This is a genomic window from Roseospira marina (genome assembly GCF_014197855.1).
Classification (GTDB): domain Bacteria; phylum Pseudomonadota; class Alphaproteobacteria; order Rhodospirillales; family Rhodospirillaceae; genus Rhodospira; species Rhodospira marina.
The window spans coordinates 495,662-517,209 of record NZ_JACIGJ010000001.1 but is presented as its reverse complement, the minus strand read 5'-3'; the positions used below and the strand labels follow the sequence as shown (position 1 = coordinate 517,209).

Here is a 21,548-nt window from a genome sequence, read left to right as displayed (position 1 = left end):
CGCCGGCCCGTAGGGAGCTTCGTCCGCATGCTACGTTTCTTTGGCAAGGTAATTGTCGGTCTGCTGGCCATCGTTGGGACCCTGGTCGTGGTGCTGGCCGTGGCGGCCTGGTTCCTTGTGCCGCAGGTGATGCCGCGTAAGGAGCCTCTGCCCGGCTCCTTCGTTCTGACGGTGGATCTCGACCGTCCCCTGCTTGAGGGCGAACGGGGCGGTTGGTTCGGCGGCGCCGATTCCGACACGTTGCCGCTACGCACCCTTTTGGATGGGCTGGATCTCGCTGCGAATGACGACCGGGTCCTCGGCCTCGTCGCCCGAGTCCAGGCCCCTGAAATGGGACTGGCGCAGGCGCAGGAGGTTCGGGACGCGGTGCATGCCTTCCGGGCCAATGGCAAGCCCACGTATATTTATGCCGACACCATGCCGGCGGCCGGCCAGAGCGGGACCCTTGCGTATTATCTGGCGTCGGCGTTCGGCGAGATCTGGATGCAACCCTCGGGCGAAGTTGGTCTGACCGGCGTGGCCCTTGAAAGCCCGTTCCTCGCCGATGCCCTGGCGGAGATTGGCATCGCGTTCGAGGCCTCGACGCGCCAGGAGTACAAAGGTGCCCTGGCCAGCCTCTCCGAGGCCTCCATGCCCGCCCCACAGCAGGAGAATCTGGGGCGCTTCGTGGCGTCTTGGTTCGACCAGATGAAGGCCGATATCTCGGCGGCACGCGGCCTGACTCTGGAAGCCCTGGACGCACAGATCGATTCTGCACCGCTTCTGGTCAGCGACGCGGTCCAGGCGGGTCTGGTGGACCGGGCGGGATACCGGGACCAGTTCCGCGCCGCAGTCCGGGAGAGCCTGGGCGAGCAATCGCGGCTGACAATCGCCGACTATATGGACCGACGCGATGACGCCCGGTCCGAGACGTCGCGCCGGATCGCCCTGGTTCACGGCGTGGGCATGGTGGTGCCGGGGGCGTCGGACGAGGTGTCGCCCTTCGGAGGGCCGCGTCTGCTGCGAGCCGACGATCTCGTCGATGCCATTGACTCCGCGGTGAAAGACGAGCGAGTGGCCGCTATCGTGCTGCGGCTGGACAGCCCGGGGGGCGACTATGTGGCCTCCGACACTGCACGGCGCGCCGTAGCACTCGCGCGGGAGCGGGGAACCCCGGTCATCATATCCATGGGCAACACTGTCGCGTCCGGCGGCTACTTTATTGCCTTGGAGGGAGACCAGATCCTCGCCTCACCGGGCACCCTGACCGGCTCCATCGGTGTGGCGGCCGGCAAGCCGGTGCTGCGGGGTCTTTGGGAGAACATGGGGGTCACCTGGGCGCGCCTGGCCGAAGGCCGGAACGCAGGCATGTGGAGCCTCAACGAGCCGTTTTCCATTGCCGCGCGACAGGCCTTGGACCAGCGCCTGGATGCGATCTATGCGGACTTTACCCGCCGGGTTGGGGCGGCCCGAAACCTTGACGGGGACCGCCTCGATCAAGCGGCCCGGGGGCGCGTGTTCACTGGCGTGGATGCTTTGGAAGCCGGCCTCGTCGATCAACTGGGCGGTCTCCGGGCAGCCCTCCGTGTGGCACGCGAGGCCGCGGCTATTCCGGCCGACGAGCCGGTGGTTGTGGCGCCGTATCCTGAGCCGGATGATCCGCTGAACCGCCTCCTCCGGGTTCTCAAGAACCCCAGTGCGCTGCCTGGCTTGGCGCAAAGCCTTGCAGGCGTGCCGGAGTCCGACCTGCGCGCCCTGGCTCGGGTGGCCGTTCTGCTGGAGCCGGTGCTGGAGCCGCTGGCCCGAGTGACCGCCGGCATGGGCACCGGCGCGGCCGCGCTGCGCTATGGTGGCCCGGAAACCGACGGGCGTCCGTGAGGCGATCGGGGTCCGGTCTACCGCATGGCGCCTGGACCTCCCTTGGCGCCGGACGGTAGCGTGGCGTCGCAACGAGAGCTGGGGCGCGGGGCGGATCCCGAGCCGGGTCGCGCCCCCATCTTCCTGGTGCTTCGTCGATTGGGGTCTTGATCGGGGCCGACCGGCCATATCGCATGGCGCTGGCTGGACACCGAGGCCGTTGTGAGCGCCGCTTCCGTCGTCGCCATCGATTGTCCAGGCCGTGCGGGGTGGACGCCCGGGCATTCGACGCCTCATTTGAACGGGGGAAGTATGACGATCATGACCAAAACCTGGTGTGCTGGTGCGGCCGTCGCGGCCGCGCTTGTGGCAGGACCAGCCACGGCCGCCAACCCGATCTATACCGGCGGTGAAAACGGCAGCTATTATGGTTCGTTCGGCCCCCTCCTTCTCGACGTTCTGAAGAAAGAGTTCTTTGATTACGAACTCCAGACCAGCGCCGGGAGCGGGGAGAACATCGAGCAGGTGCTGGCCAATCCCACGGCCATTGGCATGACCCAGACCGATGTTCTGGCTTACATGTCCGCCCAGAATCCCGTGGTGGCGCAGAAGATCGCCATCATCCGCAACGACGTCGCCAACGAGTGCCTGTATGCGGTCACGTCCGAGGCCAATGCCGACCGCCTGGAAAACTGGGGCAGCGTGGCCGGCTATGCGCGACGTCTCCGGTTCGCCCTCGGCCCGGAGGGCAGCGGTTCGGCGCAAACCTTCAAGCTGCTGCAGTCCTTCGACGACCGCCTCGGTGAAGCCAGCCGGGTCAGCTATCTCGACAGCACGGATGCGGCCATTGACTCCGTCATCAGCAGTCAGGCCGACGTGGCGTTCTTCGTGCAGTTCCCGGACCCGTCCAATTCGCGGTTCGAGCGCCTGAACGATGCCAAGATGGCGTTTATTCCGGTCGTGGACCGAAATATTCTGCGCCAGCGCTTCGCCGACGACGAGCGTGCGTATGTGCCGCTGGAGGTCAAGGTGACGAGCGCCGGCCTGCTGAACTGGCGCGGGGTCGAGAAAATCGTAACCGCCTGCACGCCGCTGGCCTACATCACCGGACAGCCTTCGGAACTGCCTGAAGGGACCGACGCCCGGCTGGATCAGGAGGAACTGATCAAGATTGTTCGCGAAACGCCCCTTACCAACCTGCAGCCGTCGGCCGGCTGGTTCCAGTCCATGCTGGACGATCTGGTGCAGGTCTCCGAACAGGGGATGGAAAAGGCGTTGGATGCGGTCGACAAGGCCCGCGACAGTATCGCGGAATAGGTAACATCGCGGCCGACGAGGACGCGATCGGACCCGGCCCGGCGGCTGTGGCGTGCGTTCCATTCCAGAACGGGTGTCCAAGCCCCGGCTTTTAGGTCTTCCAAAGGGAGAGGGGGAATGGCGAGAAGAAGTTTCAGTTTTATCGGTATTGTAATCCGCTGGATTGCGGCCGCCGTTCTTGTGCTTGCGACGTTCAACCCGACGGACTATTCCCTGGTCAGCTGGGTCGGGAGCACCGGATTTCAGCAGGATCTGCCGCTGAAGGTGTTGTTGGCGGTCGTGCTTCTCATCGGGTACGTGCTGTTCGTGATGGCGACTCTGCGGTCGATCGGTAAGTTCGGCATCATCCTTTTACTGATCCTGTTCGCGGTCCTGATCTGGGTCTTTGTGGAATACACCGGGGCGGTTCTGGATGGCGATATTCTGGTCTGGCTCGGCCTGTTCATCGTCGCCACCATCATGGCCATCGGCATGTCCTGGTCGCACATCTGGCGGCGCATGACCGGTCAGGTGGACGTGGACGAGCCGGATATCTGATGGGAGGACCGATGACGCGAGCGGGAACCCTGGGAGGGCTCGCGAGGGGCCGAGCGGCCCGGGTTGGGCGAGGCGGAACGACCGCTCCCCCCGTCCAGGACGCAGGGCCGGACGAAGAGCGCTGCGGCAGGCCGCGGCTGCGTTGATGTGCGCCTACACAGCGGGTGGCGCATCAGAACCAGAGGAACACCCCGTGCAAACGCTTCGACACCTTGCGACCCGCTTGGCCTCCGAACGGCGGGGGGCCACCGCCATCGAGTATGCGCTGATCGCGGCGCTGATCGCCGTGGTCATTATCGCGGCCGTTACCACTCTCGGAACCGGCATCAGCGATCCGTTCAACTCCATTGGCGGACAGCTCGGCGGTGCGGCTTGCGGCGGCTGATTTAAGGAGGCGGCTGGTCCTGACCGACGGTTCGCACGCGCATCTAAAATATGAAGCAAAGGCCCACTCGCTGCTGCATGACGGCGCGGGCCGCTGTCCTTTGATGCTCTAAGACGGCACGCAGCGCTATGGATGGCGTGACGCAGTGGGTCGAGTTTGCCGTCGTTCTGATCTGTGCTGCGGCGGCGGTTCAAGACCTTTTTTATCGTGAAATTGGCAACAGCTTGTCGCTGGCCATCGTTGCTTTGTTCGTCGTCATGCCGTTTTCGGGTGTATGGGCGTGGGCGAGCCTTCCGGCCGTCGTGGGGCCCGCCGTGGCCGTCTTCGTGGTATGCGCCGTTCTGTTTGTCGTCGGCGTGCTGGGCGGCGGCGATGTGAAGTTATTGGGGGCCACAAGTCTGTGGATTACCCCCGGCCACGTGTCGGCGTTTCTTCTTTCGGTGGCCTTGATTGGCGGTTTGCTCTCGCTTCTATACTTGGCACTGCGATGGATGAGTCCGCAAAGGCAACAGAAACAGGGGGCTGTCGACCGCTTTTGCCCCGGAGATCACGAAAGATCGAAGACGATCCCGTACGGAGTGGCCATTGCCGCTGGTGCGCTGAGTATGTGGTGCCTTGGCGCGATGGGGCCACCGATGCTTGCCAGAGTCGGGTAACGATCGTTCGTCGCTCGTGCGGGACCGCCGACCGTTTAGGTCGGGGATGGGCCGTTCTCGGCCAGCACGGATCCCGCCAGGTACAGCGACCCGCAGATCAGAACCCGGCCGGGACCGTCTCCGCCTGTCGCCACGGCGTCCAGGGCGTCGCCGACATTCGGATGCTCCCGGACGGACGCGGCGCCCGCCTCACGGGCGCGCACCGCCAGCGTGTCCGTCGACAGCGCCGCGGCCGTCTCGGGGATGGGGACGACATGAACCGTGCGCGCCCGCGACACCAGCGGGCGCAGAAACCCGACGGTATCCTTCGTGTCCAGCATGCCGACGATCAGGTGGAGCGGGCGGGGCGGCCAGTGGGCCAGGACTTCGGCAAGGGCGTCGCCCGCGTGGGGGTTGTGGCCCCCGTCCAGCCAGACTTCCCAACCGTCCGGCAGGCGCCTAACCAGGGGCCCGCGGGGCAGGGCTTGCAGGCGCGCGGGCCAGGTCGCCTGTGTTAGTCCGGCGCGGATGGCGTCCTCGTCCGGCCGAAGAGCAGGCGGCAGGCTTTGAGCCATCCGGATCGCCAGGGCGGCGTTGGCCCGCTGGTGATCGCCGGTCAACCGCTCAGGAGCGGGCCATAGGGCGCCGTCATCGAGCCGCAGGCCCTTGTTGGACGCCGGGGACCACGACCAGTCGCGCGCACCCAAAAACAGCGAAACCTGAAACTCGGCCGCCCGGGCCGCGATCACCCGAGCGGCGTCCGGTTGTTGGGCGGCGCTGACACAGGGCACTCCAGCCTTAAGAATGCCCGCCTTTTCAAACGCGATGGCCGCCAGGGTGTCGCCCAGATAACTCTGATGATCCAACGCGATCGGCGTGAGGCCGGTCAGGATAGGGCGGTCAATGACGTTGGTGGCGTCCAGCCGCCCCCCAAGGCCGGTTTCCAGCAGCACAATATCCGCCGGCTCCTCCGCGAAGGCCAGGAAGGCGGCACAGGTGGTGATTTCGAAGAAGGTGATCGGATCGGCACCGTTCGCGGCCTCGCAGGTCTTCAGCAGGGCCGTCAGCCGATCCTCCTCGATCAGGGATCCGGCCAGTCGAACCCGCTCGGCGAACCGGACCAGATGCGGCGAGGTGTAGGCGTGCACGCGCAGCCCAGAGGCCTCCAGCATCGCCCGCAGCAGGGCCAGCACCGACCCCTTGCCATTGGTGCCGGCCACATGGACGACGGGCGGCAATCGCCGCTCCGGGTGGTCCAGGCGCGCCAGCAGCCGCCAGACCCGATCCAGCACAAGATCGATGACCTTGGGGTGCAGGGTCATCAGGCGGGCGAGGACCTGATCGGAAGCCGGCGCCATGCGGGCCGGCGGCACCGGTGTCACGGTCACCCTTTCGGCGGAGGCTGGTCGGCCGCCGTCGACGCGGCCTCCGTTTCGCTGCTCTGACGCTCGGCGTCTCCCTTGCGGCGCCCGGCCTTGTCATCCTCCGAAGCCGACGCGAGGACCTCCACATCCGGATGCGGATCGTCGGTGTCGTCGACCGGTCCGGTGGGCTCGGTCTCGCGGTGCCCCTCGCCGTGATCGTTGGCAACGACGGTGGGCAGGTTCGGGTGGGCGATCGGCCCGACCGGAACCGTCAGCAGCCGAATGACGCGGGCCAGCGTGCCTTTCAACGCGTCACGCGGCACCACCATGTCGACCATGCCGTGTTCCAGCAGATACTCGGACCGCTGGAACCCCTTTGGCAGCTTCTCGTGGATGGTCTGTTCGATCACGCGGGCACCCGCGAAGCCTATGATCGCGCCGGGCTCGGCCATCGCCACATCCCCCAGCATGGCGAGCGACGCGGTCACGCCGCCGGTCGTGGGGTCGGTGAGGATGACGATGTAGGGCAGGCCGGCGTCCTTGACCATGTCCACGGCCACGGTGACCCGGGCCATCTGCATGAGGGACAGAATGCCCTCCTGCATGCGGGCACCGCCGGAGGAGGGGATCGCGACCAGGGGTGCGTTCAGCTCCACGGCCTTTTCGGCGGCCACCACGAAGCTCTCGCCGACCGCCATGCCCATGGAGCCGCCCATGAAATCGAAGTCGAATGCCGCCACGACCACCGTACGTCCCTCGATGGGACCGCTGGCCACGATCAGCGCGTCGGATTCACCGTTGCGCGCCTGTGCGTCCTTCAGGCGGTCGGTATAGCGCTTGACGTCGCGGAACTTCAGCGGATCGGCGGCCACCTTGGGCGTGGGGGCACGTTCATAGACCCCGTCATCGAACAGCATCGCCAAGCGGTGCTTGACCGGCAGGCGCATGTGCTGGCCGCACTGGGTGCAGACCCGGCGCGCCTTGTCCAGCTCCTTGTGAAAGATCATGTGCCCGCATTCGGAGCACTTGTGCCACAGGTTGTCTGGAACCTCGCGGGAACTGCCCACGAGGTTGCGGAACTTCGGGCGGACGTAGTCGGACAGCCAGTTCATCAGGGCATCTCGTTGTCAGGCGCGGGCGCCGCGCACACCGTCGGCAAGGGCGGAGACGTAGGCCAGGGCATCTTCGCCCTTGGCGATACGCTCAACCAGGGCAGATCCCACGACGGCAGCGTCGGCGACGCGGGCGATGCCGGCCGCCTGCTCCGGCGTGCGGATGCCGAAGCCGACAGCTATGGGAAGGTCCGTCTGTTGGCGAAGCCGCGCAACGGCCTCGGCCACCTGGGCTTCGTCGGCGGAGCGTGTGCCGGTGACGCCCGCGATGGAGACGTAGTAGACGAAGCCGCCCGCGTGGGACAGAACCACGGACAGCCGGGCCGCGTCGGTCGTCGGCGCGGTCAGCATGATGAGGTGCAGGCCCTGGGCGTTGAGAGCACCGGTCAGCTCCGGCGCCTCTTCCGGCGGCATGTCGACGATGATCAGCCCATCGGCACCAGCGGCGGCGGCATCGGCGGCGAAGCGTTCAACACCCCGGTTGTGGATGGGATTGAAGTACCCCATTAGCACCACCGGCGTTTCGGTATCGGTCTCGCGAAAGCGGGCCAGCATGTTCAGGGTGCCCTGGAGCGTCTGGCCGGCCGCCAACGCCCGGTGCCCGGCCGCCTCGATCGTCGGACCATCGGCCATCGGGTCGGAAAACGGCATGCCCAGTTCGATGACGTCGGCCCCGGCGGCGGGCAGACCGTTCAGGATCGCTTGGCTCGCCTCGCGGTCGGGATCGCCCGCCATGATGTAGGTCACCAGTCCCGCGCGCCCCTCCGCCTTCAACGCGGCGAAGCGCGTCTGGAGCCGGCCCGTGCGAGACGTGGTAGCGACCGTATTCACCGTGGCGGTTTCCATTACAGCGGCCCCCCCATGTCGACGCCCAACTCGCGGGCGACGGTGTTCACGTCCTTGTCGCCACGGCCGGACATGTTCACGACCATGACGTGGTCCCGGGGCAAGGTCGGCGCCAGCTTGATCACCTGGGCGACAGCGTGCGCGCTTTCGAGGGCGGGAATGATGCCTTCGAGGCGCGTTGTTTCCTGGAACGCGGCGATCGCCTCGGCGTCGGTGATGGGCACGTACTCCACCCGGCCGGTGTCCTTCAGCCAGCTGTGCTCGGGCCCGACGCCCGGGTAGTCCAGCCCGGCGGAAATGGAATGCGCCTCGGTCACCTGCCCATCGTCGGTTTGCAGCAGGTACATCCGGTTGCCATGCAGAACGCCGGGGCGGCCGCCCGTCATGGAGGCGGCATGGCGGCCGGTCTGGATGCCGTCGCCGGCGGCTTCCACGCCGACGATGCGCACATCCGGGTCGTCCAGGAATGGGTGGAACAGTCCCATCGCGTTGGAGCCGCCGCCGATGCAGGCCACCAAACTGTCGGGCAGGCGACCCTCCAGCTCCAGGATCTGCTCGCGGGTTTCGTTGCCGATGACGGTCTGGAAATCGCGCACCATGGATGGGTAGGGGTGGGGGCCGGCCACGGTACCGATGAGGTAGTACGTGTCCTCGACGTTGGCGACCCAGTCGCGCATGGCATCGTTCATGGCGTCCTTGAGCGTCGCGGAGCCGCTGGTCACGGACTTTACTTCCGCGCCCAGCAGCTTCATGCGGAAGACGTTCGGCGCCTGCCGCTCGATGTCCGTCTGGCCCATGTAGATGACGCATTTGAGCCCGAAGCGCGCACAGACCGTCGCGGTGGCGACGCCGTGCTGGCCGGCGCCGGTTTCCGCGATGATGCGGGTCTTCCCCATGCGCTGCGCCAGCAGGATCTGGCCCATGCACGAGTTCACCTTGTGGGCGCCCGTGTGGTTCAGATCCTCGCGTTTGAAGTAGATCTTCGCGCCACCCAGGTGCTCTGTGAGGCGCCGCGCGTAGTACAGCGGACTCGGCCGACCGACGAAGTGCTTCAGGTAGCCGTCTAGTTCGGTCTGGAACGCCGGATCGGCCTTGGCCGCCTGATAGGCCTCGTCCACGGCCAGGATCAGGGGCATCAGGGTTTCGGCCACATAGCGGCCGCCATAGATGCCGAAGTGGCCGTTTTCGTCGGCGCCACTCCGATACGTATTGAGTGCCTTGGTCATTGCTCGCCCATGTCCGTTCGCCCCGGCCTTATAACGCGCCGCCACGGGTCGGGCCTAGGGTAAATTCTCAGATGCGGGGCCGGCTCGACGACGCTCCGAACCCGGTATACGCGCACGGTCACACCGTCGGACGGCTCTATTTCACGAAGAGCAGGGTCGCCAGCACGATGACCAGACCCCAGGGCAGGACCTGAAGCAGCGGATTGCGGCGCGGCCGCATGGCCTTCAGCGTGTCGGGATGCAGGCGCAGGCCGTCGGCGCCCATCAGGGAGGCTGCGCGGTCGGCGTGCTCCAGAATGCGGGGCAGGCGCTCTGCGGCCTGACTCGCGGTTTCGAAGTGTTCGCGCAGCCGGCCGAGCGGCCCCAGGTTGCGCACCATCCAATCCTCGATAAGCGGGCGCGCCAGCTCCCACATGTTCACGGTGGGGGCCACGGTGCGCCCGACGCCTTCGGTGACCAGCATGCTCTTTTGCAGCATCAGAAGCTGCGGCTGCGCTTCCATCTGGAAGGTCTCGGTCACCTGGAAGAGCTGCCCCAGGAGTCGCGCGATGGAAATCTCGGCCAGCGGTTTGCCCATGATGGGTTCTGCGATTGAGCGGCAGGCCTGCGTGAACATCTCCACCGACTGATCGGCCGGAACCCAGCCGGCGACGAAGTGGGCCTCCGCCACGCGCCGGTACTCCCCGTTCAGGAAGCCCAGCAGCATCTCCCCTAGATAGCGGCGTGTGGCCTCGTCGATGCGGCCCATAATGCCGAAATCAACCGCGACCAGGGTGCCGTTCGGCTCCACGAACAGGTTGCCCGGGTGCATATCAGCGTGAAAGAAGCCGTCACGGAACACCATATTGAAGAACGCGTTGGCGGCGCGGCGAATGACCTCCAGCGGATCGAGACCGGCGGCGACAAGACGGTCGATTTCGTCGACGGGCACGCCGACGATCCGCTCCAACGTCATGACGCGCTGGCTGGTGCGGCCCCAATCGACCTCCGGCACCCGGAAGGTCGTATCGCCGGCAAAATTTTCCGCCATTTCGCCGGCGGCCGCCGCCTCGAACCGCAAATCCATCTCCATGTTAACGGAGTCTTCGAACATGCGGATGGTTTCGACCGGCTTCAGGCGTCGCAAAGAGGGTTGAGCGGCTTCCGCGATTTCTGCCAGCCAGTACAGGACGGCAATGTCGCGGCGAAACGCGGCCTCGACCCCGGGGCGCAGAATCTTGACCGCAACCTTGCGGCCCTTGGGATGTGCTGCGTCCGGCGGCGTGATCGCGAAATGCACCTGGGCGATCGACGCGGCCGCGACCGGCGTCTCGCTGAACTCGGTGAACAGCGATTCGAGCGGCTGGTCCAGCTCCGATTCGACGATGCGCCGAGCCTCGGCGAACGGGAAGGGTGGCAACTGGTCCTGAAGCTCAGACAGGTCGGACGCAACATCCTCGCCAAGAAGGTCGGAGCGGATCGACAGCGCCTGGCCGAACTTGATGGCTGTGGGGCCGAGCTCCGCCAGCGCGCGGGCCAGACGCTGGCCGGGGCGCCCCGGCGCGTGGCGGTTGACGAACAGGCGGGCGGCCGCCACGACGGGCGCGGCCACTCCCACCCGCTCCATCAGGAACAGGGCGTTGTGACGCGCCAGCACGCGGGCGATGACCCACAGACGGAGCAGAATACGACTGAGGCGAACCATAAGACCGGGCCGGATGCGGGGCGCGCGTTCGGTTAGAGACGCACGCCGGAATGGACGGCGGCGATACCGGCCGAAAGATTACGGTGCCGGGCGCGCTGCAAACCGGCCGCACTCATACGCTGGCACAGTTCGCGCTGCGACGGGAACCGGCGGATGCTCTCGGCGAGATACTCATAGGACTCGCGGTCGCCCGCGACGAACTGCCCCAACGTCGGCAGGACAGAAAACGAGTACGCGTCGTACAGCTTATCGAACCCTGGGAGGACGACCTTGCTGAACTCCAGACAGAAGAAGCGGCCGCCCGGCTTCAGAACCCGGCGCGCCTCAGCCAGCGCCGCGTCGATGCGGGTGACGTTCCGCAGGCAAAACGCGATGGTGTAGACATCGACGCTGTCGTCCTCGATCGGCAGTTTTTCCGCGTCCCCAACCATCCAGTCGAGGCCGTCGACCATGCCCCGGTCGAGGGCGCGGTCCCGCCCCACGGAGATCATGTTGGCGTTGATGTCGCAGACCATCACGCGGCCACCGCCGGCGGATGGCACGGTGATGGGCGCCGTGTCGCCGTCCGCATCCGCGCCGCTCATACGGGCACGCTGGCGGGCACGCGCTTCGGCCCGCTTGGTCATCTGGTCCATCAGGCGAAAGGCGATGTCGCCCGTCCCGCCCCCGACGTCCAGACAGACCATGCCGGGGCGCGGCGCGACCTGAGCCACGAACGAATCCTTCCACAGGCGGTGAACGCCGCCGCTCATCAGATCGTTCATCAGGTCGTAGCGCGAGGCCACGGAATCAAAAACGCCCCGCACCATCCCCGCCTTCTCGGCGGCGCGAACGGTGCGGTATCCGAAGTGTGTGGTGTCCGGGTCGGCCGCCGTCGCGGACGCGCCGGACTCCGGAAAGGCGGAGCGGTGCTGTGTCATGCGCGGCACCTTAGCCGAATGTGTCGGGTGGTGCTAGACATGTTGCACCGCCTCTTCGCACCCTTTTTTGTGCCGTTTGCCCGTGCCCGGAGACATACCCCGTCATGCCTGAACTGCCCGAGGTCGAAACCGTACGCCGGGGCTTGATTCCCATCCTCGGTGATCGTGTGCTGACGCGGGTTCTCGTTCGCCAGCCGATGCTGCGCTGGCCGGTGCCGCGCGACTTCGCGCAGGCGCTGACGGGGCGGCGTGTGGTCGCATTGGGTCGGCGGGCCAAGTACCTGCTGATGTATCTCGATGACGGCAGCGTGGTCATCGCGCACCTGGGCATGTCCGGCTCCCTGGCGGTGCGACCGGAGGGGCCGCCGGAGCCTCACGACCATGTTCTGTTCGACACGGACGAGGGGCGGCGCGTCACCTACCACGACCCACGCCGATTCGGCTCGCTTCATCTGACCACGGCGGCGGCGCTGCCCGAGCACCCGCTGCTGGCGCACCTTGGGCCGGAGCCGCTCGACCCGGACCTGGACGGGAACGCTCTCGCGGCGCGGCTGGCGGGCAAGCGGTGCACGATCAAGGCCGCGCTCCTCGATCAGCGCGTCGTTGCGGGTCTCGGCAATATCTATGTGTGCGAAAGCCTGTTTCACGCCGGTCTGTCGCCACGCCGTCTGGCCGGAACGGTGAGCGGGGAACGGGCGGACCGGCTCGCCACGGCCATCAAAACGGTGCTGCTGGCGGCCCTGGAGTCGGGTGGGTCCACGCTGCGGGATCACCGGCAGCCGAATGGCAAACTCGGCTATTTCCAGCACACGTTTTCGGTCTACGGAAAAGAGGGGAAACCATGCCCCGGGTGCGCCTGCGATCTCGCGCGGACGGGTGGTGTTCAGCGCCTTGTGCAGACCGGACGGTCCACATTTTACTGTGCCCACCGGCAGCGGTGATGTAGCGTTCGCCCATGCGGCATGTGTTCCTGCACTCGAAAGGCCTGATCGGCACGCTTCTGGTCCTGGTCCTCGCGGCCGGGCCTATCGGTGCGAGTCTGTCCAGGGCGGCGGATACAGCCGCGAACCGTCCCAACGGTGCGGTTCATCACGCGACGGCAGACGGTGCGGCTTTCGTGCGGGGCACGGAGGACGTGCCTCTCATGGCCGGCTTGCGCGAGGTGCCGGAACGCGGCGTGGTCTTTGAAAGCCCGGGGGGGCGGATCGTCGAAGCCTGGGCGGTTGGTTATCTGCCGCCGGACACCGTGCGGCAGTTCTACCGCGACAGCCTGCCGCAACTGGGATGGCAGGTCAGCGGGGATCTGATCTTCCGGCGCGAAGGCGAGGTTCTCACACTGGACTTTCCAGCCGGCCCCGACAGCCCCCTGACGGTGCGGTTCCGCATCGCTCCGGGTCGGTGAGGACGCGCGCGACGCCCGGGCACCCATCCGTCGGGTCGGATTCGGACCGGCCCACCCCATTCCTCGACACTCTACGATAGCCCTGATCGCCGCGCCGAGCGCGCGGACCAGAACGCGGAGCAAGACCCCATGGCCTACGAAAACATCCTGGTCGAGACCCACGGCAAGGTTGGCGTCATTATTCTGAACCGACCCAAGGCCCTGAACGCTCTGTCCCGGGGCCTGATGCGGGAGCTGACGCAGGCGCTCGACGCGTTCGAGGCGAACACGGACATCGGTGCCATCGTCCTGACGGGCAGCGAAAAGGCCTTCGCCGCCGGCGCCGACATCAAGGAGATGGCGAACAAGTCCTACATGGATGCGTACATGGAGGATTTCATCACCGCCGACTGGGAGCGCGCCACCACCTGCCGCAAGCCCGTCATCGCCGCTGTGTCCGGGTATGCCCTGGGCGGAGGCTGCGAACTCGCGATGATGTGCGACTTCATCCTCGCCGCCGAGAACGCCAAGTTCGGGCAGCCCGAAATCACCATCGGGACCATGCCGGGCGCCGGCGGCACCCAACGCCTGACCCGCTTCGTCGGCAAGGCGAAGGCCATGGAAATGTGCCTGACCGGCCGCATGATGGACGCGACCGAGGCCGAGCGGTCGGGCCTGGTCAGCCGCGTCGTACCGGTGGACGATCTGAAGGACGAGGCCATCAAGGTGGCCGGACGTATTGCCGATCTCTCCCTGCCGCTCGTGATGATGGTCAAGGAGTCGGTCAATCGGTCCTACGAGACCACCCTGCGGGAAGGAGTCCGGTTTGAGCGCCGGCTGTTCCACTCCACCTTCGCGACCACCGATCAAAAAGAAGGCATGGCCGCGTTTGTCGAGAAACGCCAACCCGACTTCAAGAACAAGTGAATCGGGGTGTTTGAGGGCGCCGTGTTTGTTGGCGGTTGACGGCATCCGTCCCCGCGCTTATAAAACGCGCCTTCCGATTTCACGCCAGCGTTGCCCCGGGGGCGTCGCGGAGACGGTCTGACGGACCGGCGCGGCGCGGAGGCGACGCCACCCCTGCCCAAAGGCGGCAGTGCCGTGCGGCAACACTGACATCAACCCGGACCTAGCCGAGGGAAACGAGTATCCATGGCGAACCATCAGTCGGCCAAAAAGCGCATCCGCCGCAACGAACGCCGTTATGCGATGAACCACGCGCGTATCGGCCGTATCCGTACCTACATCAAGAAGGTCGAGGTCGCGCTGGCCACCGGCAATGCCGAAGAGGCCCGCACCGCCTTCCGCGTCGCCCAACCGGAAATTCAGCGTGGCGTGACCAAGGGTGTGCTGCACCGCAACACGGCCGCTCGCAAGATTTCGCGTCTGGCCGCCCGTGTGAAGTCCCTGGACGCCTGATCCAAGAGGACCCCGTCCGGGTTGTTCTCGGCCTGCGGCCCGCGCCCCATACAACGGGGCGACGGGCCGTTGTCGTACGCGCGTGATCGGGACATACAGAAGATCCTGTTCGGGCCCCGCCGGGTCCGGGCTTGCCGTGCTCGTCCTTGACGAGCGAAGGCCCTGTCAGGTTTTCTCGTGCCAAGGCGCCAGCGGAGGTACGGTTTACGGGCGCCGCACCGAGGAGCGACAGGATGTCGGATCCTTCCCCCGGGTCCGTCATGTGGGTGCCCGATACTCACCCCAACGTGCCGGACAATGGACCCCGATCCGATATTCGTCGCGGCCTCGAAGCGAGGTCGAAGGCCGTCGCCAGTCGGTACTACGCCCTCTGCGGGCAGCGTGTGACGCGCCTTCAGCAGCTTTTGAATCAGAACGTGACGTGGGGGTACACGCACAACGGCTCCAGTTGGGCCGTGGACGTGGTCGTCGACGTCACCGGGGACGAGATCAGTTCCGATACCTGGATTTGGTTTATCGAGAACCCAGTATCCCTGAACAAGAGCATCCAGGCGCTGTGCCGAGGCCCAGGCCGAGACCACTTGAAGCGGTTTCTGGCCGCTCGCGCTGTCACCGCTGCGCCGTAGGGTTTTGCCATCCAGGGCAATCAGGGTCGGGGCGTCGGGACGAAAAGACGTGGCCCAGGCCATGAAGCAGGCCTCGAACCGCGTCGGGTCTATGCGATTGAGGACGGTTCGAAGCCAGTCTTCCTTGGGAGTGCCGAAGTAGTATTCTCCGTAGGTTCGGAGGAAATCCAGGTGATGAACGCCCCATTCCGCGATCTCGTCATAGTCTTCACACCCCGAAATGCTGGCGCGTGTTACGAGAAACAGAACCTCCCGCATCGGATACATCACTTTGGCAGGATCGTGCGGGTCCGTCACGTCACCGAAGTGCTTGAGAAGAAGGCGAAGGCGATCCTTAACGAACATTTCTTCCATGGGCGTCCGGCTCCGGGTGAGGGCAAGGCACCTGTTGAATCATCCCCGAATCCGGCACGCCACTGAAATCAGCCCCAGCCGTTAACCTGACCCCGTTGCCCTGGCTGTGGCGCCCCAATGCTTGACCCCGGGCACCGCCTGCGCCACTGTCTCGCGCTTCGCGTCCGCGCATGCCGCGTGGGCGCCGAGTCGTCCGCTGTTCCCCTGGGACCCCGCCATCATGCTCGAAACGGAATTTTACCGCGTTAAGCGGCTGCCGCCCTATGTGTTCGCTGAAGTCAACGCCATGAAAGCACGAGCGCGTGCCGCCGGCGATGACATCATCGACCTGGGTATGGGCAACCCCGACCAGCCCACGCCGCAACACATCGTCGATAAATTGGCGGAGGCGGCCGCGAACCCGCGCGCCCATCGCTATTCGGCATCGCGCGGTATTCCGGGGCTGCGGCGAGCGTTGGCGGCATATTACGAGCGCCGGTTCAACGTGACGGTGGACCCGGACACGGAGACCATCGTCACCCTGGGCTCGAAGGAAGGTCTCGCCAACCTCGCCCAGGCGATCACCAGCCCCGGCGACATCGTGCTGGCGCCGAACCCCAGCTATCCGATCCACGCCTTCGGCTTCATCATCGCCGGGGGCTCGGTGCGCCACATTCCGTGCGAGCCCAATCAGGCGTTCCTGGATGCCTTGGAGCGGGGCGTGCGCCACTCGGTGCCGAAGCCGATCGCGGTGCTGCTGAACTACCCGTCGAATCCGACCGCACTGCTTGCGAACCTGGATTTCTATGGGCAGGTGGTGGACTTCTGCCGGTACCACGGCATCTGGATCCTGTCCGACATGGCGTACTCCGAAATTTACTTCGGGGACGAACCGCCGCCGTCCATTCTTCAGGTGCCGGGCGCGCGCGAGGTGGCCGTTGAGTTCACGTCGCTGTCCAAGAGCTACAACATGCCCGGCTGGCGCATCGGCTTCGCCGCCGGCAACCGGCACCTGATTGGGGCGCTGACGCGCATCAAGTCCTACTTGGATTATGGCGCCTTCACGCCGGTACAGGTCGCGGCCACGGCGGCGCTGAATGGTCCACAGGACTGCGTGGCCGAGATCCGCAGCCTGTATAAAGACCGGCGCGACGCCATGGTCGAGGCCTTCGATCAGACGGGCTGGTCCATTCCGTCGCCGCCCGCGACCATGTTCGCCTGGGCGCCCTTGCCGCCGGCGTTTGCCCACCTGGGCTCGCTGGAGTTCTCCAAGCTGTTGCTTCAGGAGGCCAAGGTGGCCGTGTCCCCCGGCATCGGCTTTGGCGAGCACGGGGACCAGCATGTCCGCATTGCCTTGGTGGAAAACCGGCAGCGGATCCGGCAGGCCGCACGGAATATCAAAACGTTCTTGTCGAATTATGACAAGGTTCTTGAAGACTCTGAACGTAAACGCACGGAGGTTTGAGGATTATGGGCGCGCCGCTGAGGATAGCCATCGCTGGTTTGGGTACGGTCGGGGTCGGAACGGTCCAGTTGCTCCAGGAGCACGCCCAGACTATTGCGATGCGCTGCGGGCGCCCGGTTGAAGTGACCGCCGTCAGCGCGCGGGATCGTTGCAAGAACCGGGGCTGCGATGTGTCGGGCGCCGTCTGGTACGACGATCCCGTGGCGATGGCGCGCGAGGCTGAGGCCGACGTGATCGTCGAACTGATCGGTGGTTCGGATGGCGTGGCCCGCGACATGGTGGCGGCCGCGCTCAAGGCCGGTCGCGACGTGGTGACGGCGAACAAGGCGTTGCTCGCCATCCACGGGACCGAATTGGCCCGCGCGGCGGAGGCCTCCAACGTTCATTTGACTTATGAGGCCGCCGTTGCGGGTGGGATTCCCATCGTCAAGGCGTTGCGGGAGGGCCTCGGTGGGAACCACATTCGGCGCGTCTACGGCATTCTGAACGGCACGTGCAATTACATCCTCACGACAATGGAGGACACGGGCCGCGACTTCGACGATGTCTTGGAAGAGGCGCAGGAGCTGGGCTACGCTGAAGCCGACCCGTCGTTCGACGTGGACGGGATCGACACCGGGCACAAGCTCGCCCTGCTGACCAGCATGGCGTTCGGCTGCCCGGTCGATTTCGAGGCTGTTTCCATGGAGGGGATCCGCCATGTGACGGCCATGGATATCCAGCATGCCGACGAACTCGGCTACCGGATCAAGCTGCTGGGCGTGGCCGAGGAGACGGAGCATGGGATCCTGCAGCGCGTCCATCCGTGCATGGTGCCGAAGAACGGTCCCATCGCCTCGGTCGAGGGCGTGTTCAACGCGGTCGTGGTCGAGGGGGACTTCGTCGGACGCTCCAAGTTGGAGGGGCGCGGCGCCGGGGCCGGCCCAACCGCGTCGGCCGTTGTGGCGGACATTATGGACTTGGCCGCCAAGCGAGGTGCGCCGACCTTCGGGGTCCCCGTGGATGGCTTGGTCGAGCGACCGACCGCCACGATCGATACGCATGTTGGCGCGTATTACGTGCGGCTTATGGTTCTCGACCGCCCCGGTGTGTTTGCCGAAATCGCGGCGGCGTTGCGCGATGCTCAGGTCTCCATGGAGTCGATCCTTCAGCGTGGGCACGATCCGGGTGCCGTGGTGACCGTCGTGATGACGTTGCACTCGACTGTCGAGGCGGCCACGACCCGGGCTTTGGAACGGATCGGGGGGATCGACGCGGTGGTCGAACCGCCATGCATGATCCGCATTGAAGATCTTTGACAACGGCAGTCCGCTCGGACGGGTCGTTCCGACCAAGCTGTGGTACGATCGTGGCAGAGAGGAGAGGGGGCATCGTGCGATGCGGCCTCCTCGGGCGTCGGCGGAGCATGATGCCGTTGATGTTGCGTCTCCGCCGAGGCCTTTTGTGATGGTCGAGGCTTGAGGTCAATGACTCCCGAAGACAAGTATCACGTGTTCGAACGCAATCTGGCGCTCGAAATGGCCCGCGTGACGGAAGCGTCCGCGCTGGCCGCCGCCATGCACCTGGGACGCGGGGACGAGCGCGCCGCGGCCCGGGCGGCCAGTCGTGCGATGCGAACCGCACTGAATGGGGTCGGGATCACCGGACGGGTGATCTTCGGCGATCACGACCCCGGTCTGGATGAGGAGGACGACGACGGCGGCCTGGGCGATGGCGTGTCCGTCGGCACCCAGGATGGACCCGAGGTGGAAGTCGCGGCCCACCCGTTGGAAGGCGCCACGATTTGCGCCACGGGAATGCCGAACTCGCTATCGCTGCTGGCGATGGCCGAATCCGGTGGCTTCATCGACATGCCGCCCGACCTGTACATGGAAAAAATCGCGGTCGGTCCCCGCGTTCCGGACGGCGTGCTCAGCCTGGAGCAAACCCCAGCCGAGAACGTGCAGGCGCTGGCGCGGTTGCGTCAGGCCGATCCCAGCGACCTTGTGGTCTGCATTCTGGATCGCCCACGGAACGAGAATCTTATCGGCGCAGTGCGAACCGCCGGGGCACGCATCCAGCTCATTCAGGACGGCGACGTTTCGGGTATCATGGCGACCACCGACCCGCGCAGCGGCGTCGACATGCTGATGGGATCCGGCGGGGCCCGCGAGGGAGTGCTGTCGGCTGCCGCGCTGGCCTGCATGGGCGGTTGGATGCAGGGTCGGCTGATCGTGCGGTCCGAGGCCGACAGGGCCGCCCTCCGCGCCACGGATTTTGGTGATCCGGACCGGATTCTGGCGCTTCCCGATATGGTGAAGGGCGATGTCATGTTCGCCGCGACGGGGGTGACCGACGGGGCGATTCTGCGGGGCGTGCGGGTTTGGCCCGGCGGCGCAAGCACCCATTCTATGGTCGCGCGGTCCACGTCAGGCACGGTGCGGCGGATTGAATCCCGCCACGACCTGCGCCGCAAGGCTGCCCTGGCGCGGTCAACGGCGGGGGCCGAATGACGACGGCCGAAGCGGCACCGCCGACCGGTCTTTTCGACGATCAACGATCCGTTCTCGGTCGACGGTGGCGCTTGCGCCCAGTGGACGAGCGTCTTGCCCTGACTCTGGCGCAGCGGCATGACCTGCCGGATGTGGTTGCCCGCCTCATGGCGTCGCGCGGCATTGATCTGGATGCGGCGCCCGGGTTCCTGTGCCCCACCATGCGCGATCAGCTTCCCGATCCCAGCCACCTGCGGGATCTGGATACGGCGGTCGCACGCCTGGTCTCGGCGGTGCAGGGCGGCGATACGATTGCCCTGTTCGGGGACTACGATGTCGACGGTGCCACGTCCAGCGCTCTGCTGATGCGCTATCTGCGGGCGGTCGGGGCGCCGCCAGTGCGCGTGCACATCCCCGACCGGCTGGAGGAGGGGTACGGCCCCAATGCGCCCGCCCTGCTGGGGTTGCAAGAGGCGGGCGCGAGTGTCTGCGTGTGTGTGGATTGCGGCATGACCGCGTTCGAGCCCTTGGCGGCCGCACGCGAGGTGGGGCTTGATGTGGTCGTGGTCGATCACCACGCGCCGGGGGATCGCCTACCGGATGCCGTCGCCGTCATCAATCCGAAGCGGCGCGATGAGTCCACACCGCATCGGGATCTCGCGGCGGTCGGCGTGACGTTCTTGCTCACGGTCGGCCTGAACCGGGCGTTGCGCGCAGCAGGGTGGTTCACGGCGGAGCGGCCGGAGCCCGATCTGAAGGGTCTGCTCGACCTGGTCGCGCTCGGCACTGTGTGCGACGTCATGCCGCTGACGGGCCTCAATCGGGCGTTCGTGACGCAGGGTTTGAAGGTCATGGCCCGGCGGCAGAACGTCGGGATTGCCGCTCTTGCCGACGTGGCCGGCCTGACCGAGGCGCCGACGGCGTTTCATCTGGGGTATATTCTCGGGCCACGGGTGAACGCGGGCGGGCGCGTGGGCGAAGCGCCGATGGGCACGCGGTTGCTCAGCACGGACGACCCGGACGACGCCCGGCGGATGGCCGAGGCGCTGGACGGCTTCAACGCCGACCGCAAGGAGATCGAGGCGCAGGTCCTGCTGGAGGCGCTGGAGCAGGTCGAGGGCCGGACGACGCCGCTGGCGGGGCCGATGGTCCTGGCGGCGGGCGAGGGGTGGCACCCGGGCGTGATCGGAATTGTCGCCAGTCGCCTGCGGGAGCGATTCGATCTTCCGGCGTGCGTCCTGGCCATCGAGGGCAATCAGGCGAAAGGCTCCGGTCGGTCGATCCCGGGACTCGATCTTGGCGCGGCGGTCATCGCGGCGCGGGAGGCGGGCATTCTCACGCTCGGCGGGGGCCACGCGATGGCGGCGGGCTTCAGCCTCCACCCCGATCGGATCACGGATCTGGAGGGCTTTTTGTCCCGCCATCTGGCTGATCAAGTGGGGGACGATGGGGCGCTGGACCCCGTTCTTGACCTGGACGGCGCGCTCGCCGTTGAGGGAGCGTCCCTGGACCTCCTCGGACACCTCGACCATATCGCGCCCTTCGGCGCCGGAAATCCGGAGCCCGCGTTCGTGTTGACCGACGCCAGAGTACTGCGCGCCGATATCGTCGGCATGGGGCATGTGCGGTGCCAGCTTGGCGGATCGGCGGGCGGGCGCTTGAAAGCCATCGCCTTTAAGGTCGCGGACGGCGACCTCGGGCAGGCGCTTCTGACGGGCCAAGGGCGCACGATGCATATCGCGGGAACGTTGCGGGTCGACCGGTGGCAAGGCCGGACGACGCCGCAGTTCGTCATCGACGACGCCATTCTGGCCGGATAACTTACGTCTCCTCCCTCAAAATAATACTGTTCTCGAAACAAATGGGCCTGGGGCGCCCTTTTCCGGGACGACCGCAATCGGATAGACTCGCCGATGAGGTCCCGGGGCGCGCCCCGGGGCGCCGGCACGGAGGGCGCGGCTGGCGCGAGCACGGACCCTGGGAGCAGAGGA

Annotated in this window: 20 protein-coding genes; 13 read left to right on the top strand and 7 right to left on the bottom strand. The window is 66.3% G+C overall.

Going from position 1 to position 21,548, the window contains the following annotated elements:
• Nucleotides 1-27 precede the first annotated feature (27 nt).
• The 5 genes from GGD82_RS02430 to GGD82_RS02410 all read left to right on the top strand — a co-directional run bounded on the left by GGD82_RS02430 (nt 28) and on the right by GGD82_RS02410 (nt 4,731).
• Complete coding sequence (locus GGD82_RS02430; RefSeq protein ID WP_150060364.1) at nt 28-1,857, top strand: S49 family peptidase; 1,830 nt, start codon at nt 28-30, stop codon at nt 1,855-1,857.
• A 300-nt stretch (nt 1,858-2,157) separates the two neighbouring features.
• Nucleotides 2,158-3,153 carry a type 2 periplasmic-binding domain-containing protein gene (locus GGD82_RS02425; protein WP_170284084.1) on the top strand — a complete coding sequence of 332 codons (996 nt, stop codon included), beginning with the start codon at nt 2,158-2,160 and terminating at the stop codon, nt 3,151-3,153.
• A 117-nt stretch (nt 3,154-3,270) separates the two neighbouring features.
• Nucleotides 3,271-3,690: a DUF6524 family protein gene (locus tag GGD82_RS02420; protein WP_150060366.1), complete on the top strand. Its 420-nt coding sequence runs from the start codon at nt 3,271-3,273 to the stop codon at nt 3,688-3,690.
• Between the two features lie 193 nt (nt 3,691-3,883).
• Nucleotides 3,884-4,075, top strand: a complete 192-nt coding sequence (locus GGD82_RS02415) for a Flp family type IVb pilin (RefSeq protein ID WP_246163655.1) — start codon at nt 3,884-3,886, stop codon at nt 4,073-4,075.
• A gap of 128 nt (nt 4,076-4,203) precedes the next feature.
• Nucleotides 4,204-4,731 carry a prepilin peptidase gene (locus tag GGD82_RS02410; protein WP_150060368.1) on the top strand — a complete coding sequence of 176 codons (528 nt, stop codon included), beginning with the start codon at nt 4,204-4,206 and terminating at the stop codon, nt 4,729-4,731.
• Between the two features lie 35 nt (nt 4,732-4,766).
• Here GGD82_RS02410 and GGD82_RS02405 read toward each other — a convergent pair whose 3' ends face one another.
• From GGD82_RS02405 to GGD82_RS02380, 6 genes are all read right to left on the bottom strand, one after another.
• Nucleotides 4,767-6,068, bottom strand: coding sequence for a bifunctional folylpolyglutamate synthase/dihydrofolate synthase (locus GGD82_RS02405; protein WP_150060799.1), 1,302 nt, complete (start codon nt 6,066-6,068; stop codon nt 4,767-4,769).
• A 26-nt stretch (nt 6,069-6,094) separates the two neighbouring features.
• On the bottom strand, nt 6,095-7,186 hold the full coding sequence (gene accD / locus GGD82_RS02400; protein WP_150060369.1) for an acetyl-CoA carboxylase, carboxyltransferase subunit beta: 1,092 nt from the start codon (nt 7,184-7,186) through the stop codon (nt 6,095-6,097).
• Between the two features lie 15 nt (nt 7,187-7,201).
• A complete protein-coding gene (gene trpA, locus GGD82_RS02395) occupies nt 7,202-8,032 on the bottom strand; it encodes a tryptophan synthase subunit alpha (protein WP_150060370.1) in 831 nt (276 codons plus the stop codon).
• On the bottom strand, nt 8,032-9,258 hold the full coding sequence (gene trpB / locus GGD82_RS02390) for a tryptophan synthase subunit beta (RefSeq protein ID WP_150060371.1): 1,227 nt from the start codon (nt 9,256-9,258) through the stop codon (nt 8,032-8,034). Before trpB ends, trpA begins: the two co-directional genes overlap by 1 nt.
• Nucleotides 9,259-9,394: 136 nt before the next feature.
• Nucleotides 9,395-10,942, bottom strand: a complete 1,548-nt coding sequence (ubiB, locus tag GGD82_RS02385) for a 2-polyprenylphenol 6-hydroxylase (RefSeq protein WP_150060372.1) — start codon at nt 10,940-10,942, stop codon at nt 9,395-9,397.
• 32 nt (nt 10,943-10,974) lie between these two features.
• Nucleotides 10,975-11,862 (bottom strand): class I SAM-dependent methyltransferase, encoded by an 888-nt coding sequence (locus GGD82_RS02380; protein WP_150060373.1) that lies wholly within the window; start codon nt 11,860-11,862, stop codon nt 10,975-10,977.
• A gap of 104 nt (nt 11,863-11,966) precedes the next feature.
• Between GGD82_RS02380 and mutM the strand changes: the two genes are divergently transcribed.
• The 4 genes from mutM (at nt 11,967) to rpsT (ending at nt 14,662) form a co-directional block, all read left to right on the top strand.
• Entirely contained in the window at nt 11,967-12,803 is an 837-nt protein-coding gene (mutM, locus tag GGD82_RS02375) for a bifunctional DNA-formamidopyrimidine glycosylase/DNA-(apurinic or apyrimidinic site) lyase (protein ID WP_150060374.1), read from the top strand.
• Between the two features lie 14 nt (nt 12,804-12,817).
• Entirely contained in the window at nt 12,818-13,264 is a 447-nt protein-coding gene (locus GGD82_RS02370) for a hypothetical protein (RefSeq protein WP_150060375.1), read from the top strand.
• 129 nt (nt 13,265-13,393) lie between these two features.
• Nucleotides 13,394-14,170, top strand: a complete 777-nt coding sequence (locus GGD82_RS02365; RefSeq protein WP_150060376.1) for an enoyl-CoA hydratase — start codon at nt 13,394-13,396, stop codon at nt 14,168-14,170.
• A 225-nt stretch (nt 14,171-14,395) separates the two neighbouring features.
• Nucleotides 14,396-14,662 (top strand): 30S ribosomal protein S20, encoded by a 267-nt coding sequence (gene rpsT, locus GGD82_RS02360; protein WP_150060377.1) that lies wholly within the window; start codon nt 14,396-14,398, stop codon nt 14,660-14,662.
• On the opposite strand, the gene GGD82_RS21520 is transcribed toward rpsT, so the two are convergent.
• A complete protein-coding gene (locus GGD82_RS21520; RefSeq protein WP_375782111.1) occupies nt 14,569-15,633 on the bottom strand; it encodes an ISAs1 family transposase in 1,065 nt (354 codons plus the stop codon). The two genes, rpsT and GGD82_RS21520, sit on opposite strands and share 94 nt — an antisense overlap.
• Before the next feature lie 229 nt (nt 15,634-15,862).
• Between GGD82_RS21520 and GGD82_RS02350 the strand changes: the two genes are divergently transcribed.
• From GGD82_RS02350 to recJ, 4 genes are all read left to right on the top strand, one after another.
• On the top strand, nt 15,863-17,086 hold the full coding sequence (locus GGD82_RS02350; RefSeq protein WP_150060379.1) for an LL-diaminopimelate aminotransferase: 1,224 nt from the start codon (nt 15,863-15,865) through the stop codon (nt 17,084-17,086).
• A gap of 5 nt (nt 17,087-17,091) precedes the next feature.
• Nucleotides 17,092-18,384 (top strand): homoserine dehydrogenase, encoded by a 1,293-nt coding sequence (locus GGD82_RS02345; RefSeq protein WP_150060380.1) that lies wholly within the window; start codon nt 17,092-17,094, stop codon nt 18,382-18,384.
• A 168-nt stretch (nt 18,385-18,552) separates the two neighbouring features.
• On the top strand, nt 18,553-19,578 hold the full coding sequence (locus GGD82_RS02340; RefSeq protein ID WP_150060381.1) for a fructose-bisphosphatase class II family protein: 1,026 nt from the start codon (nt 18,553-18,555) through the stop codon (nt 19,576-19,578).
• The gene (recJ, locus tag GGD82_RS02335; RefSeq protein WP_150060382.1) at nt 19,575-21,377 is read left to right on the top strand and encodes a single-stranded-DNA-specific exonuclease RecJ; all 1,803 of its coding nucleotides are present in this window, start codon (nt 19,575-19,577) and stop codon (nt 21,375-21,377) included. The genes GGD82_RS02340 and recJ overlap by 4 nt, the downstream gene beginning before the upstream one ends.
• The last annotated feature ends 171 nt before the right edge of the window (nt 21,378-21,548 follow it).

Coding starts and splice junctions, on each gene's coding strand:
- GGD82_RS02405 (WP_150060799.1), bottom strand. CDS start 6,068: ATGGCGCCGGCTTCCGATCAGGTCCTCGCCCGCCTGATGACCCTGCAC.
- GGD82_RS02365 (WP_150060376.1), top strand. CDS start 13,394: ATGGCCTACGAAAACATCCTGGTCGAGACCCACGGCAAGGTTGGCGTC.
- rpsT (WP_150060377.1), top strand. CDS start 14,396: ATGGCGAACCATCAGTCGGCCAAAAAGCGCATCCGCCGCAACGAACGC.
- GGD82_RS21520 (WP_375782111.1), bottom strand. CDS start 15,633: ATGTTCGTTAAGGATCGCCTTCGCCTTCTTCTCAAGCACTTCGGTGAC.
- GGD82_RS02340 (WP_150060381.1), top strand. CDS start 18,553: ATGACTCCCGAAGACAAGTATCACGTGTTCGAACGCAATCTGGCGCTC.
- GGD82_RS02425 (WP_170284084.1), top strand. CDS start 2,158: ATGACCAAAACCTGGTGTGCTGGTGCGGCCGTCGCGGCCGCGCTTGTG.
- GGD82_RS02420 (WP_150060366.1), top strand. CDS start 3,271: ATGGCGAGAAGAAGTTTCAGTTTTATCGGTATTGTAATCCGCTGGATT.
- GGD82_RS02370 (WP_150060375.1), top strand. CDS start 12,818: ATGCGGCATGTGTTCCTGCACTCGAAAGGCCTGATCGGCACGCTTCTG.
- GGD82_RS02430 (WP_150060364.1), top strand. CDS start 28: ATGCTACGTTTCTTTGGCAAGGTAATTGTCGGTCTGCTGGCCATCGTT.
- GGD82_RS02380 (WP_150060373.1), bottom strand. CDS start 11,862: ATGACACAGCACCGCTCCGCCTTTCCGGAGTCCGGCGCGTCCGCGACG.
- ubiB (WP_150060372.1), bottom strand. CDS start 10,942: ATGGTTCGCCTCAGTCGTATTCTGCTCCGTCTGTGGGTCATCGCCCGC.
- GGD82_RS02350 (WP_150060379.1), top strand. CDS start 15,863: ATGCTCGAAACGGAATTTTACCGCGTTAAGCGGCTGCCGCCCTATGTG.
- mutM (WP_150060374.1), top strand. CDS start 11,967: ATGCCTGAACTGCCCGAGGTCGAAACCGTACGCCGGGGCTTGATTCCC.
- accD (WP_150060369.1), bottom strand. CDS start 7,186: ATGAACTGGCTGTCCGACTACGTCCGCCCGAAGTTCCGCAACCTCGTG.
- GGD82_RS02410 (WP_150060368.1), top strand. CDS start 4,204: ATGGATGGCGTGACGCAGTGGGTCGAGTTTGCCGTCGTTCTGATCTGT.
- trpA (WP_150060370.1), bottom strand. CDS start 8,032: ATGGAAACCGCCACGGTGAATACGGTCGCTACCACGTCTCGCACGGGC.
- GGD82_RS02345 (WP_150060380.1), top strand. CDS start 17,092: ATGGGCGCGCCGCTGAGGATAGCCATCGCTGGTTTGGGTACGGTCGGG.
- recJ (WP_150060382.1), top strand. CDS start 19,575: ATGACGACGGCCGAAGCGGCACCGCCGACCGGTCTTTTCGACGATCAA.
- trpB (WP_150060371.1), bottom strand. CDS start 9,258: ATGACCAAGGCACTCAATACGTATCGGAGTGGCGCCGACGAAAACGGC.